The sequence below is a fragment of the Streptomyces sp. ISL-96 genome (assembly GCF_018614035.1).
Lineage (GTDB): Bacteria > Actinomycetota > Actinomycetes > Streptomycetales > Streptomycetaceae > Streptomyces.
Window position 1 is genome coordinate 87,133 of sequence record NZ_JAGGPA010000005.1, and the last position, 16,604, is coordinate 103,736.

The following is a 16,604-nucleotide window of genomic DNA, read 5'->3' on the forward strand; positions in this document are numbered from 1 at the left end:
GCCCCTTGCGCATCGGGAGAGTGCCGCATCTTGGCAGCACCAAGGGCCTTAGGGACGTACGCGCACGGGGGCGTACGTCCCTAAGGCCCTTGGCCGGGCTGCCTTACTGGCCTGCTCCGGTGCCCGTTCCCGCCGTAGGCGGCGTAGGCATCGAGGCGAAGAGGTCGAGGTACATCCCGGCGGAGAGGAGCAGCCCCAGGACGCCGAGGGCGACGCCCGCCCAGGCGAAGGAGCGGACCCACGGGGACTGGTCGCTCGTGCCGGGCGTACCGAAGAGCGGGCGGGCCAGCACGCCGACGGCGACGACGAGCGCGAGCAGCGCGAAGCCGCCGTTGACGAGGGCGGTCATGTGCCAGCCGTTGCCGTACAGCGCGGCGACCTGGTCGGCCGGGCTGTCGGTCTGCTTGGTCCCCAGCTGGCCGATGAGCGTCTGGCGCTCGGCGGCGACGCGGCTGGTCCAGGTCCCGGTGAGGGCGGCGAAGCCGAGCACCGTGGAGACCACGGCGGCGGCGCCCGCGCCGACGCCCGAGGACGCGGCGCGCGGGGCCTCGTCGAGGTCGTCGGCGTCGTCGTCCGCGAAGTCGGCGTCGGCGTCGGCGTCGGCGTCGGCGTCGGCGAAGTCGGCGTCAGCGGCCTCGCTGCCCTCAACCGTGGCGTCGTCCTGGTCAGCGGCCTTCTTGGTGTCTACTGCGGCGGTCTCGTCGCCCTTGTCGGGCGCGCCTGTGGTGGCGGCGGCCCCGTCGGCTGCTTCGTCGGACTGAGTGCGGGCTGTGGCTGTCATACGCCGCACGCTAGGTGCCGTTTCTGAGAGCTTTCTTAACGCCCCTCGCGCCACTCCCGCGCCAGCACCGACCAGACCTCGATGTCGTGCCGTACGCCCCGGTAGGGGTTGCTTTCGCGCAGTACGCCGTCCCGCGTCATCCCCAGCCGCTTCGCCACATTGATGCTCGCGGTGTTCGCGGAGGCCACCCGCCACTCCACGCGGTGCATCCCCCGCTCGTCCACCGCCCAGTCGATCAGCGCCCGAGTGGCGCGCGTGACCAGGCCGCGCCCCACCGCCGCCTCCTCCAGCCAGCAGCCGACCTCGCAGCTGCCGGAAGCCGCGTCGAAAGTCCGGAAGAGGACCCCGCCGACGAGCGTGCCGTCGAGCCAGATGCCGTAGATACGGCCGGCGTCCGCGGCCTGCTTCTCGGCGTACGACTGGAGGAAGGCCCGCGCCGAGTCGAGGTCGGTGGCGGCCGCCGCGAGCCCGATGTACTGGCCGATGTACGCGCGCCCCCGGTCGATGTGGGCCAGGTACTCCTCGGCCTGCCACGGCTCCAGGGGGCGCAGCGCCGCGTCCTCGCCACTGTCAGCCAGCTGTATCGCGAACATCCTGCTCCCCGTCGGTTATGGCACGAGCTCCTGGGACTCTTTCGACGTGCCCGTGCGCTGTTCCTTGATCTTGCCATGCGCCGTAAGGCACTCGGGGGGTTCGATGCTGATCCGCGGCAGCCACCGGTCGAGCCGTTTGGGCAGCCACCAGTTCGCGCCGCCCAGCATGTGCATCAGGGCGGGCACCAGGAGCGTACGGAGGACGAATGCGTCGAGGGCGACGGCCGCCGCGAGCGCGATGCCGAACATCGCGATGACGCGGTCGCCGCTGAGCACGAAGGCCAGGAAGACCGAGATCATGATCACGGCCGCGGAGTTGATCACGCGGCTGGTCTCGGCGAGGCCGACCCGCACCGCCCGCCGGTTGTCACCGGTCTCCAGCCACTCCTCGTACATCCGGCTGACCAGGAACACCTGGTAGTCCATCGAGAGCCCGAAGAGCACCGACACCATGATCACCGGCAGGAACGGCTCGATCGGGCCCGCGCTGCCGAGCCCCAGCAGTTCGCTCCCCCAGCCCCACTGGAAGACGGCCACGACGACGCCGAAGGAGGAGGCTACGGCGAGGACGTTCATCAGGGCGGCCTTGAGCGGGATGCCGACGCTGCGGAAGGCGAGCAGCAGCAGGGCGCAGCCGAGTGCGATCACGACGCCGACGAAGAGCGGCAGCTTGCCGATGATGACCTGGGCGAAGTCGTCGTAGCTCGCGGTGACCCCGCCGACGTACACGTCCAGCGACGTGCCCCGCTCGGCCTGCGGCAGGACGCTGTCGCGCAGCCGGTCGACCAGGTCGCTGGTGTCCTTCGACTGCGGAGACGACTCGGGTACGACGGTGAGTGCGGCCGTGTCGCCGGTGCTGTTGTACGCCACCGGGCTGACGGAAGCGACACCGTCGGCGCCGCGCACCGTGCCGGCGAGGGCGTCCATCGCGGCGCGGTCGTCGCGCCCGTCGACCTCGGTGACGAGGGTCAGCGGGCCGTTGCTGCCGGGGCCGAAGCCGTCGGCGATCAGGTCGTACGCCGAGCGGGTCGTCGAGGACGCCGGGTTGTTGCCCTGGTCGGACGTGCCCAGGTGGAGGCCCAGCGTGGGCAGCGCGAGGACCAGCATGACGACGGCGGCGACCGCGCCGAGCAGCTTGGGGTGGCGCTCCACGAAGGCGGACCAGCGGGCGGCGAAGCCGGTGGGCAGCTCGGGCTGCGGGCCGTGTTCGGTGAGGTGCCTGCGTTCGCGGCGGCTGAGCGCCCTCATGCCGATGAGGGAGAGGAGGGCCGGCAGCAGGGTCACCGAGGCGGCGACGGTCAGGACGACGGTCAGCGACGCGGCGATCGCGACGCCGTTGAGGAACGACAGGCGCAGTATCAGCATGCCGAGCAGGGCGATGCAGACGGTGGCGCCGGCGAAGACGACCGCGCGGCCGGTGGTGGCGACCGCGTTCGCCGCCGAGTCGGCGACGGACAGGCCGCGGCGCAGCCCCTTGCGGTGCCGGGTGACGATGAACAGGGCGTAGTCGATGCCGACGCCCAGCCCGACCAGCATGCCGAGCATCGGCGCGAAGTCGGCGACCGTCATGACGTGGCCGAGCAGCACGGTGCCCGCGTACGCCGTTCCGACGCTGACCAGGGCGGTCGCGATGGGCAGCAGGCTGGCGGTGAGCGAGCCGAAGGCGACGAAGAGGACGACGGCCGCTACGACGACCCCGACGACCTCGCTGAGGTGCGAGTCGGGGGCCTCGGTGAGGCCGATGGCGGTACCGCCGAGCTCGACCTGGAGCCGATCGGTCTCCGCGTCCTTGGCGGTGTCGACGAGTGCCTGTGCGCGCGGCTGGAGGACGTCGTCGGCCTGCGGGTCGAAAGTGACGGTGGCGTAGGCGGTGTGCCCGTCCTTGCTGATCTGCGCGGCGCCCTCGCGCTCGTACGGGCTGACCACGCTCGCCACACCCGGGAGGTCCTCTATGACGTCGAGCGTCCGCGTCATCGGCTGCTCGACTCCGGCGGCCCGGACGGTGGTGTTGCCCGCGGTGTGCCAGACGACGGTGTTACTGTCGCCGCCCCTGCCGTCGAATCCGGCGTCGAGGAGGGCGGTGGCGCGGCCCGACTCGGTGCCCGGCACCTCGTAGTCGTTGGAGTACGCCGAACCTGCGACTCCGGCGGCTCCGGCCACCGCGCCGAGCGCGAGCAGCCAGAGCAGGACCGATGCGAAGCGGTGCTTGACGCACCACCGGGCGATTGCTGCCAACGAGTTTGCTCCCTGGGTGGTTCGTGGATCTTTACCGGGACCAAACCCGCAAAGAACTCAGGACCTACGATCAGCAACTTTGACAGCTAAACGTGATCCTTTGTCCCTTTCGTGCGCATAGTCACAGGAGCCGCGGGAGCCAGGGGCACAGCTCCCGGGCTCCGGCGTACCACCCGGTGTATCAGCCTGAGACGCTCGCGCGCCCGTTCTCGATGTGCCCCATGAGGCGCCTGCGGAAAGCGTTGTCGCCCGTAACGGTGATCGCCAGGTCGTACCACCCGTGCGCGTCGGCGGCGGAGTGCACCACGGTGCGGCTGCGGCCCGGCTTCACGGTGACCTGGCGGGGCCGCCCCTCGTCGAGGCCGGCCCCGTCGGCGTATGCCAGCGTCCGCACCGTGAAGGTCAGCGGCGTCCTGCCCCGGTTGACCAGCGTGAGGTGCAGGTCACGGTCGCGTGCGTCGAGGTACGAGGAGACTTCGGCGACGCCCGTCTTCGTACCGGCGAACTCGCGGCGGAAGCCGTTCGGCCCAGTGATCGTGAAGCGGTAGGCGTCACGCGTAAGGGGTACTGTCCATTGCGCCACGCCCCTTACATCCCGGTGCTGCGGAATGGCGAACTCACCGGCGTACGGGTAAAGGGCGAAGTGCGCGCTCGCGCGCCCCGTATTGCTGAGCGCGACCTTGAAGGTGGTGCCGTCCACCTTGCCGTGCGCGTCCGGCTGGTACGGCAGCGGGCGGGCGGGCCGCGCCCCTTCCTCCTGTACGGGCATGTGCTGCACCGGCGGCGGAACGGGCCGCCAGCGTCCCGTGAACGGCGGTATCGCCCCCGGCTGCTCCACCGGGGGCTGCCGGTGACCGCGCTTGAAGTCGAACGCCGAGGTCAGATCGCCTGTGACCGTGCGCCGCCAAGGCGTGATGTTGGGCTCCTCGATGCCGGTCCACTGCTCCAGGAAGCGGATCACGGAGGTGTGGTCGAAGACCTCGGAGCAGACGTACCCGCCGACGGTCCACGGCGAGACCACCAGCATCGGAACCCTGATCCCGAGCCCGGTGGGACGCCCCTGCCACCGCTCGTCGGTGTTGTCGGCGGGCGGCACGGGCGGTGGCACGTGGTCGAAGAACCCGTCGTTCTCGTCGTAATTGATCAGCACGACGGTGTGCCGCCACACATCCGGGTGCGAGCCGAGCGCGTCCAGCACCTTGTAGACGAGCGAGGCGCTGGCGATCGGCGAGGACGAGCCGGGATGCTCCGAGTCGAGCGCCGAGGGCACCAGGTACGACACCTCGGGCAGCGTGCCCGCCGCCACGTCGGCCCGGAACTGCTCGGCGAGACTGCCTGTCTCCCCTCGCCGCAGACCGCGCTCGAAGAGGGAGCGCTCGGCCTTGGTCAGCGTGGCCACGCCCTCCTCCAGCGCGGCGAGCAGCCTCTCGCGCTCCGCGGCGTCGCCGGTCTCCCGGACCTTGGCGTAGAACGCCTCCATGTAGGTGAAGCCGCCGGGGACCTTCGCGAGCGCCTTGCGGGCGATCTTCTTGAAGACCGTGAAGAACTCGATGTTGTTGTCGGTGAAGTTCTCCCACTCCTGGTACGTCTTCCAGCTGCGCCCCGCCTTCTCCAGCCGCTCGGCGTACGTCGGCCACGGGTATCCCGGGTGGGTGCCCTCGGCGTACGCCGCGTTGGTGACGGCGCGGCTGCCGTCGGCCTCGTTACCGGTCCACCCGCTCCACAGGTGGTTCCGGTTGGGGCTCGTCGACGTATGGATGGAGGAGTGGTAGGCGTCGCAGATGGTGAAGGTGTCCGCGAGCTCGTAGTGCAGCGGCAGATCGCGGCGGTCGTAGTACGCCATGGTGGCGGCGGTCTTGGCCGACACCCACCCGTCCATCCAGCCCTGGTTCCAGGCCTTGGCGCCGCCGCCCCACGAGTGGTCGAGGTCGCCGATGTACTGGAGGTCCCTCTTCTGGGCCTCGGCCGCGTCCCGGACGGGGAAGGGCAGCACCGTGCCGGACGGCGCGGGCTGCTCGAAGACCGGCTTCCCCGACGGCAGCTCCACGGCGTTGCGGTCACCGAATCCGCGTACTCCGCGCAGTGTTCCGAAGTAGTGATCGAAGGAACGGTTCTCCTGCATCAGGACGACCACGTGCCTGACGGCACGCAGCCCGCCGGACGGCGGTTCGGCGGCGAGCGCGGCCTGGAGCGACGGGGGCAGCACAGACCCCGCGGCAGCCGCGCCGAGCGCGCCCCCGCCGAGTGCGAACAGCCGCCGCCGGGACATGTCAGTGGCCAATTGATCCTCCTGAGTCAGGTGTGACGGCGGGGACGCTAATCACACGCAATGACAAAGGGAAGGCGTACGGACGGCGCACTGGTGAACGTCCTCGGCGCCCGGCACTGACCGGGACGGTCAGGTCTTCAGCAAAGTGGAACCGAACCAGTCGGAGGCGTTTCGTACTCCGGGGAGCGCGAAGAAGTACCCGCCGCCGGTCGGTGAGATGAATTCCGCCAGCGGCTCGTCCGCGAGCCGGTGCTGAATCGCCGCGAACTGCCGGACGACGTTCTGCTGATAGCAGCAGAAGACCAGGCCGAGGTCGAGGCTTCCGTCGGTGTCGAAACCCCTGTCGTAGTTGTAACTCCGGCGCAAAAGGAGGGAGTCGGCGGTCTCGGCGGTACGTGGGTTGGCGAGGCGGATGTGCGCGTTGAGAGGGACCTTCTTCCCTTTCGGGTCCTTGCTGTAGTTCGGCAGGTCCGCTTCACGGCGGCCGTCCAGGGGAGCTCCGCTCGCTTTGTGACGGCCGAAGATCTTCTCCTGGGCCGCGATCGGCACCCGGTCCCAGGCCTGCACATGAAAGCGAATGACGCGGATCACTTGGTAGCTGCCGTCCTGGGCCCAGGCCGGTTCGCCGGACGACGGCTTCACCCACACCAGCCGGTCCATTTCCTTCGACGACTTCGTGTCCGGATGGACGATTCCGTCCTTGAAGCCGACGAACGTGCGGGACGCGCCGGAGGGCCGGGCCGGGTTGAGGAAGCCGTCCGCGCGCCACCGGGGCCGTAGTTTGCCGTTGGAGTGGCGCGTGCCATGTCCCGGATCACGTGTACGACGGCGTCGGGATGCCGGGCACAGATCTGCAGTGAGACATCACCATGACAGAGCGCCGGATCCAGCCGGTCGCCTGGAAACTCAGGCATCGCCGTAAGGAACCGCGGCCGCCTCGGTGCGAGGCCGAACCGGTCGTCGAAGAGCGAAGCTCCCACGCCGACCGTGATGGTCAGAGCGTCCTGGGTCTTCGGCTCCGCTGCGACGCTCGCATCCTTGGGCTTCATGCCACGGACGAGGAGACGGGCCCGCTGGGTGAGCGTCTTGAACAGTTCCGCGAGTTCTTGGCGGTTCTCTGTCAGCACGTCGAAGGCGATGAACGCGGCGAAGGACTGCTGCGGAGTCACGATCCCTGCCTGGTGCGGACCGTGGAACGGGACGTTGGGCGCTGTCCCGTGACCGCCTCCGGCAATGGGGGCACCATCCTTGACCGCATGTGCGGCATGCGCCTCCACACTTCCGAATCCGGCGGCCGTCACCCCGGCGAAATCAGCGGCCTGCTGAAGAAACCTCCGTCATCCGTCGTGGTGTCGGTGGGCGCCGTGCTCGCCGGTCTCGTCACGTCTCATCGTTCTGCCGTCCTGTCGTTGCACGACCCGTTGGCTCAACCCGCGTGATTCTCAACGAAGGCGATCGGCGAACCGGGACGACACTTCCCCGGCCCATGGATTTTCACGCAGGGGTGTGCCGACCAATCGGACGGCGAAGGGGCGGCGCGCCGGTCGTTTCACCGGTGCACCGCCCCTCGGCGTACGTACAGGACGCGGGCGTCAGCCCTCGGTCACACCGAGCTTCTCCAGGATCAGCTCGCGCACCCGCGCCGCGTCCGCCTGGCCCCGGGTGGCCTTCATGACCGCGCCGACCAGCGCGCCGGCCGCCGCGACCTTGCCGCTGCGGATCTTGTCCGCGATGCCGGCATTGGCCGCGATGGCCTCGTCCACGGCCGTGCCCAGCGCGCCCTCGTCCGAGACGACCTTCAGGCCGCGCTTCTCGACGACCTCGTCCGGGCCGCCCTCGCCCGCGAGGACGCCCTCGAAGACCTGGCGGGCCAGCTTGTCGTTGAGCGAGCCGTCCTTCACCAGCGCGGTGATACGGGCGACCTGCTCCGGCGTGATCGGCAGCGACGCGAGGTCGCGGCCGGACTCGTTGGCGTTACGGGCCAGCTCGCCCATCCACCACTTGCGCGCCGAAGCCGCGTCCGCGCCCGCCTCGATCGTGGCGTCTTCCGGCAGGTCGAAGTTCGCCGTACCCCCCAACGACCCCTTGAAGGGCACGTCATGGGTATCCGCGCGGTCGAGAAACGCCTTCCGCGTATCCAGCACGGCCGCCCGCACAGCGTCGTCCAGGCCGACACGTTCCATCCAGTCGAGCTCCTGGGAGTCGCTCACTGAAACCACGCTCCCCCGCGCAACGCCGACCTGCCCCGTTGCCAGGCGACTCACAATCAGCCGGATGCGGATCGGCAGCGCCCCGTTCCCCAGGCCGCTCACGCCCCCGCCACCCCGGCGAACTCGCACCACACGACCTTGCCGGGGTCGCGCCGGCCCACACCCCAGGCGTCGGCGAGCACGGCGACCAGCAGCAGCCCGCGCCCGGACTCGTCGTCGGGTTCGCGGACACGCGGCTGTCCGCCGCCGCTGTCGTGCACCTCGATACGGAGCGGCCCCTGCCTGCGCATAGACAGATGCAGGCGAAAGCCTCGGCCGGGCGGGACGCCGTGGAGGAGGGCGTTGGTGGCCAGTTCACTGACGCACAGGAGCACGTCGCCCGTACGCTCGTACACGCCCCAGTCGGCGAGGGCCTTACGGGTGAACTCCCGGGCCAGCGGCACGGATCGGCGCTCGCGCCGGTAAAAAACCTCGCGGAACAGAGGCAGTTGATCGCTCATGGGCGTCACAGTGGCGGCGCGGGCCACATCCGCCCCAGGAGGGCATGCCGTACAAATTCTTTGTACGGCATCAGACTGGGTCGAGTACGACGTCCGGTGGGAATGCAGCTCTCATGCACACGGCCCCTAAGCGTTCCAAGAAGAAGACCCCCTCCTGGGAGGTCGTCGGCGCCCAGCTCGGCCACTACCGCGGCCTGGCGGGCCTGACCCAGCCCCAGCTCGCCCAGCGTGTCTGCATCCACCTGGAGACACTCGGCTCGATCGAGCAGGGCCGCAGACCGCTCAAGCTGAAACTGGCGGAGCAGCTCGACGAACTGCTCAACACCAAGGGCGTGTTGGCGGCCGGGGTGGCAAAGATCCCGGAGCGGGAGCGGTACCCGGCGTTCGCGCAGGACTTCATCGACCACGAGGCGGAGGCGCTGACGCTGCTCTCGTACGAGAACCAGGTCGTCCCGGGCCTGCTCCAGACGGAGGACTACGCGCACGCGGTCTTCGGCTGCCTCTACCCGCCGATCACGGCAGAGGAGGCGGAGGAACGGGTGTCGGCCCGTATCGACCGCCAGCGGGTTCTGGAGCGCAGGCCGTGGCCGCCGATGATGAACTACCTGCTGGAGGAGGTGATTCTGCACCGCCCCATCGGGGGCCGCGCCGTCCTGCGCGAACAGATCCGCCACTTGCAAGCCTGCGCCGAACTGCCCTTCCTTGGACTCCAGATCATCCCGACGAGCCGCGAGAAGCACTCGGGTCTCGACGGGCCCATGGTGTTGCTGGAGACCCCCGACCACGATCAACTCGCCTATGTGGAAGGGCAGCGGGTCAGCTTCCTCGTCGACGACCCCGACGAGGTCAGTGTGCTCCAGCAGAAATATGGGATGCTGCGCTCACAGGCCCTCACCCCCGAGGAGAGCATGGGCCTGCTGGACGATCTGGCAGGAGAGTCATGACCCCCGCAGCACTCACGTGGTTCAAGTCCAGCTACAGCGGCAGCGAAGGCGGCAACTGCCTCGAAGTCGCCTACGACTGGCGCAAGTCCAGCTACAGCAGCGACGAGGGCGGCAACTGCGTCGAGGTGGCCGCCCACCCCGCCGCCGTCCACGTCCGCGACTCCAAGATCCCCGACGGCCCCACCTTCACCGTCACCCCCGCCGCCTGGACCGCCTTCCTGGCCTCGGCAACCTGAGCGCGAGACACTCGTGCGGCGGATAGGCTGGACATTCCGGTACGTTCCGAGGAGGTCACCCCCCATGACCACACCGCACAGCAGTCGGCCGCACGCATCGCTGCCCCCGCTCCGTACGCTCGGTGACATAAGAGCGGCCCTGCGGGCCGGGTACGGCTTCCCGGGGGATCGCGAGGACTTCGAGCTGGACCTCACCCGTGCGTTGGAGAGCTCGACGGAGACCGACCTCCAGGCTGTCTCGGACGTCATGATCGACTACCGCGACCGTATCCGTGTGCGGTGCGATCCGGAGTTCGACATCGCTCTTCAGGAGGGCGAAGAAGAGCTCCTGAAGCTCAAAGCACAGTGGAGGGACCGTTGAGTACGCCGGAGCCCGCTGCTTACGCGGTGATCAGCACCCGTGCGCAATGGCGCCTGGCGACGCTCCCCCCGGAGGCGTACAAGGCCGTCGAAGGCTTACGACAGGAACTGGAGCACACGCCACGGCTCGGCCTTCCGCTGGGTGAGCCTTCGGCGGACGGCAGGCAGGTCTTCAAGACACGCCTTGAGGCGCGTGCCGGAATGCCAGGACTTGTTGTCCTCTACCTCTATCTGCCCCAGCCTCCACCGCCCGGCGTAACGATCACCACGGTCCTCCCGGACGAGAGTCAGGAGCAGGCCTGAAACGCTCCGAGGGCGGTGCGCCGGGTTTCCCCGGCGCACCGCCCTCGTCGTCGTATCCGCAGAGGCGAGCCGTCAGCCCTCGGACACGCCGAGCTTCTCCAGGATCAGCTCGCGCACGCGCGCCGCGTCCGCCTGGCCCCGGGTGGCCTTCATGACCGCGCCGACCAGCGCGCCCGCCGCCGCGACCTTGCCGCTGCGGATCTTGTCCGCGATGCCGGCGTTGGCCGCGATGGCCTCGTCCACGGCCGTGCCCAGCGCGCCCTCGTCCGAGACGACCTTCAGGCCGCGCTTCTCGACGACCTCGTCCGGGCCGCCCTCGCCCGCGAGGACGCCCTCGAAGACCTGACGGGCCAGCTTGTCGTTGAGTGAGCCGTCCTTCACCAGCGCGGTGATACGGGCGACCTGCTCCGGCGTGATCGGCAGCGACGCGAGGTCGCGGCCGGACTCGTTGGCGTTACGGGCCAGCTCGCCCATCCACCACTTGCGCGCCGAAGCCGCGTCCGCACCCGCCTCGATCGTGGCGACGATCGGGTCGATCGCACCGGCGTTCAGCATCGACTGCATGTCGTGCTCGGTTACGCCCCACTCCTCGCGGAGGCGGTTGCGGCGTACCCGCGGCAGCTCGGGCAGGCCGCGACGGAGCTCCTCGACCCACTCGCGGGAGGGGGCCACGGGGACCAGGTCCGGCTCCGGGAAGTACCGGTAGTCCTCGGCGTTGTCCTTGATGCGGCCGGCCGTGGTGGAGCCGTCGTCCTCGTGGAAGTGCCGGGTCTCCTGGACGATCGTGCCGCCGGAGTTGAGCACCGCGGCGTGCCGCTGGATCTCGTAGCGGGCCGCGCGCTCCACCGAGCGAAGGGAGTTGACGTTCTTCGTCTCGGAGCGCGTACCGAACTCCTCACGGCCGTGCGGCCGCAGCGAGAGGTTCACGTCGCAGCGCATCTGGCCCTGCTCCATGCGCGCCTCGGAGACGCCGAGTGCCTTGATGAGCTCGCGCAGCTCGGCGACGTACGCCTTCGCGACCTCAGGAGCACGCACGCCCGCGCCCTCGATCGGCTTGGTGACGATCTCGATGAGCGGGATGCCGGCCCGGTTGTAGTCCAGGAGGGAGTGGGACGCGCCGTGGATACGGCCCGTCGCGCCGCCGACGTGCAGCGACTTGCCGGTGTCCTCCTCCATGTGGGCGCGCTCGATCTGCACGCGGAAGATCTCCCCGTCCTCCAGCTGGACGTCCAGATAGCCGTTGAAGGCGATCGGCTCGTCGTACTGGGAGGTCTGGAAGTTTTTCGGCATGTCCGGATAGAAGTAGTTCTTCCGGGCGAAGCGGCACCACTCGGCGATCTCGCAGTTGAGCGCGAGGCCGATCTTGATGGCCGACTCGACGCCGATCGCGTTGACGACCGGGAGCGAGCCGGGCAGCCCCAGGCAGGTGGGGCAGGTCTGGCTGTTGGCGTCCTGCTTGAGCTCCGTGGAGCAGCCGCAGAACATCTTCGTCTTTGTGCCCAGCTCGACATGGACCTCCAGGCCCATGACGGGGTCGTAGGACGCGAGTGCGTCCTCGTACGGCACAAGTTCAGTGACGGTCACGGTGAAACTTTCCCTCTCAGCCCAGCAGAACGTCGTCGTCGCCGAGCTTCTTCAGCTCGCGATAGAGCAAAGCGAGGCCCGTGACGATGGCGGCGGCGGAGACAGCGGCGTCGACGAGCCGGAGCGTGTCATTGTCCTGGCGGGCCATCCTGGCCTGCTTGACGACGCTGATCGCTCCGAAGGCGGTGGTGCCGATCGACAGGTACGTACCGACCTTGGAATTCTTGAATCCCTTGGCCTTGACAGTCATTGGGCTCACAGCGACGGTGCCTCCTCGAGCAGCGGGTGGCCCCACTTTTCCACGAAGGCCGCCTCTACGGCAGCGCCCACCTTGTAAAGGCGGTCGTCCTTCATGGCCGGGGCGATGATCTGGAGACCGACCGGCATGCCGTCCTCGGGTGCCAGGCCGCAGGGCAGCGACATGGCGGCGTTGCCGGCCAGGTTGGTCGGGATGGTGCACAGGTCCGCGAGGTACATCGCCATCGGGTCGTCGGCGCGCTCGCCGATCGGGAAGGCGGTGGTGGGCGTGGTCGGCGAAACGATCACGTCGACCTTCTCGAATGCCTTCTCGAAGTCCTGCGTGATCAGGGTACGGACCTTCTGGGCCGATCCGTAGTACGCGTCGTAGTAGCCGGAGCTGAGCGCGTACGTACCGAGGATGATCCGGCGCTTGACCTCGTCGCCGAAGCCGGCCTCGCGGGTGAGGGCGGTGACCTCCTCGGCGGACTTCGTGCCGTCGTCGCCGACCCGCAGGCCGTAGCGCATGGCGTCGAAGCGGGCCAGGTTGGAGGAGGCCTCGGACGGGGCGATGAGGTAGTACGCGGAGAGCGCGAGGTCGAAGGACGGGCAGTCCAGCTCGACGATCTCGGCGCCGAGCCCGCGCATCAGCTCGACGGACTCGTCGAAGCGCTGGAGTACGCCGGCCTGGTAGCCCTCGCCGCGGAACTGCTTGACGACGCCGACGCGCATGCCGGCGACGGAGCCGTTGCGGGCGGCCTCGACGACCGGCGGGACCGGGGCGTCGATCGAGGTCGAGTCGAGCGGGTCGTGCCCGGCGATGACCTCGTGCAGGAGCGCGGCGTCCAGGACCGTACGGGCGCAGGGCCCGCCCTGGTCGAGGCTGCTGCTGAACGCGACCATGCCGTAGCGGGAGACGCCGCCGTACGTCGGCTTGACGCCGACGGTGCCGGTGACGGCGGCGGGCTGGCGGATGGAGCCGCCGGTGTCCGTGCCGATGGCGAGCGGGGCTTCGTACGAGGCGAGCGCGGCGCTCGATCCGCCGCCGGAGCCGCCGGGGATCTTGGTCAGGTCCCACGGGTTGCCGGTCGGGCCGTACGCGCTGTTCTCCGTCGAGGACCCCATGGCGAACTCGTCCATGTTGGTCTTGCCGAGGATGACGACGTCGGCCGCCTTGAGCTTCCGGGTGACCGTGGCGTCGTACGGCGGGATCCAGCCTTCGAGGATCTTCGAACCGACGGTGGTCGGGACGCCCTCGGTGGTGAAGATGTCCTTGAGCGCGAGCGGCACGCCGGCGAGCGGGCCGAGCTTCTCGCCGTTGGCGCGCTTCGCGTCGACGGCACGGGCCTGGGCCAGCGCTCCCTCGCGGTCGACGTGCAGGAAGGCGTGCACCTTCTCGTCGACGGCGTCGATACGGGCCAGGTGGGCCTCGGTCACCTCGACGGCCGTGAGCTCGCCCGAAGCGATCTTCTCGGCGGTCTCGGCGGCGGTGAGCTTGATGATGTGCTCGGTCATGACTAGTCCTCCCCCAGGATCTGCGGCACCTTGAAACGCTGCTGCTCCTGGGCGGGGGCGCCGGAGAGGGCCTGCTCCGGGGTGAGCGACGGACGGACCTCGTCCGCGCGCATGACGTTGGTCAGCGGCAGCGGGTGGGAGGTCGGCGGTACGTCTTGGTCGGCGACCTCGGAGACGCGGGCGACCGCGCCGATGATGTCGTCGAGCTGACCGGCGAAGTGATCGAGCTCTTCGCCCTTCAGCTCCAGACGCGCCAGCCGTGCGAGGTGGGCGACCTCCTCGCGCGTGATGCCAGGCATGCAGCGATCCTCAGGGGTGAGTGTGTGGATTTTGGCCCAATCCTATGGGGCGCGGGCCCCTGGCCACGAAACGGTTCGCCGGGGGCGGGCTCGGGGGGCGGCCCTGGTGCCCGCTACGGGCCGCTTCCGGGTGCGGCCCGGTGGTCTGTGCCCCGGCCTCCGGCCGGGTGGTCTCCCACCCGCACCGCCCGTGCGGGAGGGCGTAGGTTGCGTCAGCCCTCTGGTGGTCGCGGCCCGCCGTCGGCGCCTGCGGGCGGGTGGGTACCCCGCACGGCCGCCAGGCCGGGCTCACCCACCACGTGCCCGCAGGCAGGCGTCGCCGGGCCGCAGGCGGAACGGGGCTAGTTCACCACTTGGCGGCCGGACGGGGCCGGCGACGGGGACTGGCGCTGGGTCTCCTCCAGGGCTGCCGCCGCCGCGACCCGGTCCAGGTCGACCTGGCGGTGCCAGCCCCGCTCGCCTCGCGCCAGGAGCCAGGCCGTCGCCTCGTCCGGCGGCATGGCGGCGGCCACCAGCCACCCCTGCACCGCGTCGCAGCCCAGATCCCGCAGCCGCTCCCACGTCTCGTCGTCCTCGACGCCCTCGGCGACGACCAGCAGGCCGAGCGAGTGGGCGAGGTCGACCGTACAGCGGACGATTTCGGCGTCCTCGTTGTCGACGGCCAGCCGGGCCACGAACGACCGGTCGATCTTGAGCTCGCTCACCGGGAGCCGGCGGAGGTGGACGAGGGAGGAGTAGCCCGTACCGAAGTCGTCCAGGGACATCTTCACGCCGTGCCCGGTCAGCCCGGCCAGCGTGTCCGCCGCCCGCTGCGGGTCCTCCAGCAGCACGTGCTCCGTTATTTCGAGCTGCAGGGAGCCGGCGGGGACACCGTGCCGTGCCAGCCGCGCCGCCACCGCGCCCGCGAAGCCCGGCGTGTGCACGTCGCGCGGTGACACGTTCACCGCCACCGGGGTGTTCAACCCCTGCGCCCGCCAGCGGGCGACCTGCGCGAGCGCGGTTTCCAGGACGTACTCCGTCAGGTGCGGCATCAGCCCCGACGACTCCGCGATCGCGATGAACTCGTCCGGGGAGACCCGCCCGCGCTCCGGGTGCACCCACCGGACCAGCGCTTCCAGGCCGGCGACCTGCCCGTCGAAGCGGACCTTCGGCTGGTAGTGGAGCTCGACCTCGCTCGCGTCCAGCGCGCGCCGCAGGTCGCCCAGCAGGCCCAGCCGGTCCGGCGTGTTGCTGTCCCGCTTCGATTCGTAGACCTCTACGCCCGTACGGTCGCGCTTGGCCTGGTACATGGCCACGTCCGCGCGCCGCAGCAGCCCTTCCGCGTCCAGCGCGTGGTCGGGGAAGACGGCGACGCCCGCACTGGCCTCCAGAACGAGCGTCAGGCCGTCCAGGTCGAGCGGCGAGGAGAGTTCGGCCACCAGATGCCTGGCGACGCGCTGCGCACTGGTCGTCGAGTCCGCCTTCGGGAGCAGGACCGCGAACTCGTCCCCGCCGAGCCGCGCGGCCTCCGCCCCGCGCGGCAGCGCCAGGCGCAGCCTGTCGGCTATCTGGATCAGCAGCCGGTCGCCCGCCAGGTGGCCCAGCGTGTCGTTGACCGCCCGGAAACGGTCGAGGTCTATCAGCACGAGAGCCGACCTGGTGCCGATGTTCTCGGCTTCCTCCAGCGCGGGCCAGGCCCGCTCCAGCAGCCACTGCCGGTTCGGCAGCCCGGTCAGCGGGTCCCGCAACTGCTCCTCCGCCCGGGCCCTGGCGATCCACAGCGTGGAGTCCAGCGCTATCAGCGGTACGGCGAACAAGGGCAGCAGCACAGGCAGCGCCACCGCGGTCACGCAGATCAGGGGCGCGATGCCGAGCAGGGCGACCGCGACGAGCGCCTGCCGGTACAGGGCTGTGCGGGCGACGGACGGCAGCCGTCCGCCCCGCGGCGCCAGCGCGTACCAGAGGAGCAGCCGGGTGAGGGCGAGATACGCCGTGGCGGCGAGCACGACCTCCGGGACCGTCTCGATCCCCCACGCCAGCGGCTGCCAGGGCTTCTCGACGGTCGGTACGTCGCCGAACACGGCCAGGACGAGCGCCGCGGCGCCTATCCCGAGGATGTCCACCGCGCCGTGCAGCAGCCCTTGCTTCCAGCGGTGCCTGCGGGCCATGCCGACCAGCACCACGACCGCCAGGCTGACCAGACCGGCGGGCACCCAGCCGTACAGCAGCAGCACGGCCAGGGTGAGCGCGGCGCCCGATCCCGTGCCGCCCCACCAGCGGTCGCGGCCGAGGGCGACGAGATGGCCGACGATGATCCCGGTGAGCAGCGCCAGGGACCAGCCGACCGTGCCGTCGGGGAACAGCGCGCGGTCCCCCGTCAGGGCGCGGAAGATCCCGGTGGCCAGGACGAGGGCGGCCAGTGTCACGACGGCGGTGGGCAACGCCCTCAGGGCGTCTGCCCACCGCCGCAGCCGTGAGGCCGGGTCGGCACTCTCGGTCGGTTTCATTCCGTCCCTCTCACAGCCGGCGGTGCCCGTGCCAAGCGATGGCCCCGTTGTC

General features: G+C 70.1%; 14 protein-coding genes and 2 pseudogenes. 4 read left to right on the forward strand and 12 right to left on the reverse strand.

Going from position 1 to position 16,604, the window contains the following annotated elements; genetic code table 11:
- Positions 1 to 103: 103 nt before the first annotated feature.
- The 7 genes and pseudogenes from J7E96_RS03290 to J7E96_RS03320 all read right to left on the reverse strand — a co-directional run bounded on the left by J7E96_RS03290 (position 104) and on the right by J7E96_RS03320 (position 8,588).
- The gene (locus tag J7E96_RS03290) at positions 104 to 781 is read right to left on the reverse strand and encodes a hypothetical protein (RefSeq protein WP_215127232.1); all 678 of its coding nucleotides are present in this window, start codon (positions 779 to 781) and stop codon (positions 104 to 106) included.
- 35 nt (positions 782 to 816) lie between these two features.
- Complete coding sequence (locus J7E96_RS03295) at positions 817 to 1,374, reverse strand: GNAT family N-acetyltransferase (protein ID WP_215127234.1); 558 nt, start codon at positions 1,372 to 1,374, stop codon at positions 817 to 819.
- Positions 1,375 to 1,389: 15 nt separating this feature from the next.
- Positions 1,390 to 3,609, reverse strand: coding sequence for an MMPL family transporter (locus J7E96_RS03300; protein WP_215127236.1), 2,220 nt, complete (start codon positions 3,607 to 3,609; stop codon positions 1,390 to 1,392).
- A gap of 181 nt (positions 3,610 to 3,790) precedes the next feature.
- Entirely contained in the window at positions 3,791 to 5,890 is a 2,100-nt protein-coding gene (locus J7E96_RS03305; RefSeq protein WP_215127239.1) for a phosphocholine-specific phospholipase C, read from the reverse strand.
- A 117-nt stretch (positions 5,891 to 6,007) separates the two neighbouring features.
- Positions 6,008 to 7,179 (reverse strand): annotated as a pseudogene (locus J7E96_RS03310) (Dyp-type peroxidase).
- A 291-nt stretch (positions 7,180 to 7,470) separates the two neighbouring features.
- Positions 7,471 to 7,929: pseudogene (locus tag J7E96_RS03315) on the reverse strand (Asp-tRNA(Asn)/Glu-tRNA(Gln) amidotransferase GatCAB subunit B); the annotation flags it as partial.
- A 257-nt stretch (positions 7,930 to 8,186) separates the two neighbouring features.
- Positions 8,187 to 8,588, reverse strand: a complete 402-nt coding sequence (locus tag J7E96_RS03320; protein WP_215127241.1) for an ATP-binding protein — start codon at positions 8,586 to 8,588, stop codon at positions 8,187 to 8,189.
- 113 nt (positions 8,589 to 8,701) lie between these two features.
- Here J7E96_RS03320 and J7E96_RS03325 point away from each other — a divergent pair, with 113 nt between their 5' ends.
- The 4 genes from J7E96_RS03325 (at position 8,702) to J7E96_RS03340 (ending at position 10,431) form a co-directional block, all read left to right on the forward strand.
- Positions 8,702 to 9,532 (forward strand): helix-turn-helix transcriptional regulator, encoded by an 831-nt coding sequence (locus J7E96_RS03325; protein ID WP_215127243.1) that lies wholly within the window; start codon positions 8,702 to 8,704, stop codon positions 9,530 to 9,532.
- The gene (locus tag J7E96_RS03330) at positions 9,529 to 9,768 is read left to right on the forward strand and encodes a DUF397 domain-containing protein (RefSeq protein ID WP_215127245.1); all 240 of its coding nucleotides are present in this window, start codon (positions 9,529 to 9,531) and stop codon (positions 9,766 to 9,768) included. Before J7E96_RS03325 ends, J7E96_RS03330 begins: the two co-directional genes overlap by 4 nt.
- Before the next feature lie 64 nt (positions 9,769 to 9,832).
- Positions 9,833 to 10,129 (forward strand): hypothetical protein, encoded by a 297-nt coding sequence (locus J7E96_RS03335; RefSeq protein WP_215127247.1) that lies wholly within the window; start codon positions 9,833 to 9,835, stop codon positions 10,127 to 10,129.
- The gene (locus J7E96_RS03340; RefSeq protein WP_215127249.1) at positions 10,126 to 10,431 is read left to right on the forward strand and encodes a hypothetical protein; all 306 of its coding nucleotides are present in this window, start codon (positions 10,126 to 10,128) and stop codon (positions 10,429 to 10,431) included. The genes J7E96_RS03335 and J7E96_RS03340 overlap by 4 nt, the downstream gene beginning before the upstream one ends.
- A gap of 72 nt (positions 10,432 to 10,503) precedes the next feature.
- On the opposite strand, the gene gatB is transcribed toward J7E96_RS03340, so the two are convergent.
- The 5 genes from gatB to J7E96_RS03365 all read right to left on the reverse strand — a co-directional run bounded on the left by gatB (position 10,504) and on the right by J7E96_RS03365 (position 16,552).
- A complete protein-coding gene (gene gatB, locus J7E96_RS03345; protein ID WP_215127251.1) occupies positions 10,504 to 12,015 on the reverse strand; it encodes an Asp-tRNA(Asn)/Glu-tRNA(Gln) amidotransferase subunit GatB in 1,512 nt (503 codons plus the stop codon).
- A 16-nt stretch (positions 12,016 to 12,031) separates the two neighbouring features.
- Entirely contained in the window at positions 12,032 to 12,265 is a 234-nt protein-coding gene (locus J7E96_RS03350) for a hypothetical protein (protein WP_215127462.1), read from the reverse strand.
- A 5-nt stretch (positions 12,266 to 12,270) separates the two neighbouring features.
- The gene (gene gatA / locus J7E96_RS03355) at positions 12,271 to 13,767 is read right to left on the reverse strand and encodes an Asp-tRNA(Asn)/Glu-tRNA(Gln) amidotransferase subunit GatA (RefSeq protein WP_215127253.1); all 1,497 of its coding nucleotides are present in this window, start codon (positions 13,765 to 13,767) and stop codon (positions 12,271 to 12,273) included.
- A gap of 2 nt (positions 13,768 to 13,769) precedes the next feature.
- Entirely contained in the window at positions 13,770 to 14,066 is a 297-nt protein-coding gene (gene gatC, locus J7E96_RS03360; RefSeq protein WP_015036350.1) for an Asp-tRNA(Asn)/Glu-tRNA(Gln) amidotransferase subunit GatC, read from the reverse strand.
- 341 nt (positions 14,067 to 14,407) lie between these two features.
- Positions 14,408 to 16,552 (reverse strand): bifunctional diguanylate cyclase/phosphodiesterase, encoded by a 2,145-nt coding sequence (locus J7E96_RS03365; RefSeq protein WP_215127254.1) that lies wholly within the window; start codon positions 16,550 to 16,552, stop codon positions 14,408 to 14,410.
- Positions 16,553 to 16,604 lie beyond the last annotated feature (52 nt).

Bases quoted from the DNA above. Each gene is read 5' to 3' on its own strand.
- J7E96_RS03290 (WP_215127232.1), bottom strand. From the start codon at position 781: ATGACAGCCACAGCCCGCACTCAGTCCGACGAAGCAGCCGACGGGGCC.
- J7E96_RS03295 (WP_215127234.1), bottom strand. From the start codon at position 1,374: ATGTTCGCGATACAGCTGGCTGACAGTGGCGAGGACGCGGCGCTGCGC.
- J7E96_RS03320 (WP_215127241.1), bottom strand. From the start codon at position 8,588: ATGAGCGATCAACTGCCTCTGTTCCGCGAGGTTTTTTACCGGCGCGAG.
- J7E96_RS03325 (WP_215127243.1), top strand. From the start codon at position 8,702: ATGCACACGGCCCCTAAGCGTTCCAAGAAGAAGACCCCCTCCTGGGAG.
- J7E96_RS03330 (WP_215127245.1), top strand. From the start codon at position 9,529: ATGACCCCCGCAGCACTCACGTGGTTCAAGTCCAGCTACAGCGGCAGC.
- J7E96_RS03335 (WP_215127247.1), top strand. From the start codon at position 9,833: ATGACCACACCGCACAGCAGTCGGCCGCACGCATCGCTGCCCCCGCTC.
- J7E96_RS03350 (WP_215127462.1), bottom strand. From the start codon at position 12,265: ATGACTGTCAAGGCCAAGGGATTCAAGAATTCCAAGGTCGGTACGTAC.
- gatA (WP_215127253.1), bottom strand. From the start codon at position 13,767: ATGACCGAGCACATCATCAAGCTCACCGCCGCCGAGACCGCCGAGAAG.
- gatC (WP_015036350.1), bottom strand. From the start codon at position 14,066: ATGCCTGGCATCACGCGCGAGGAGGTCGCCCACCTCGCACGGCTGGCG.
- J7E96_RS03365 (WP_215127254.1), bottom strand. From the start codon at position 16,552: ATGAAACCGACCGAGAGTGCCGACCCGGCCTCACGGCTGCGGCGGTGG.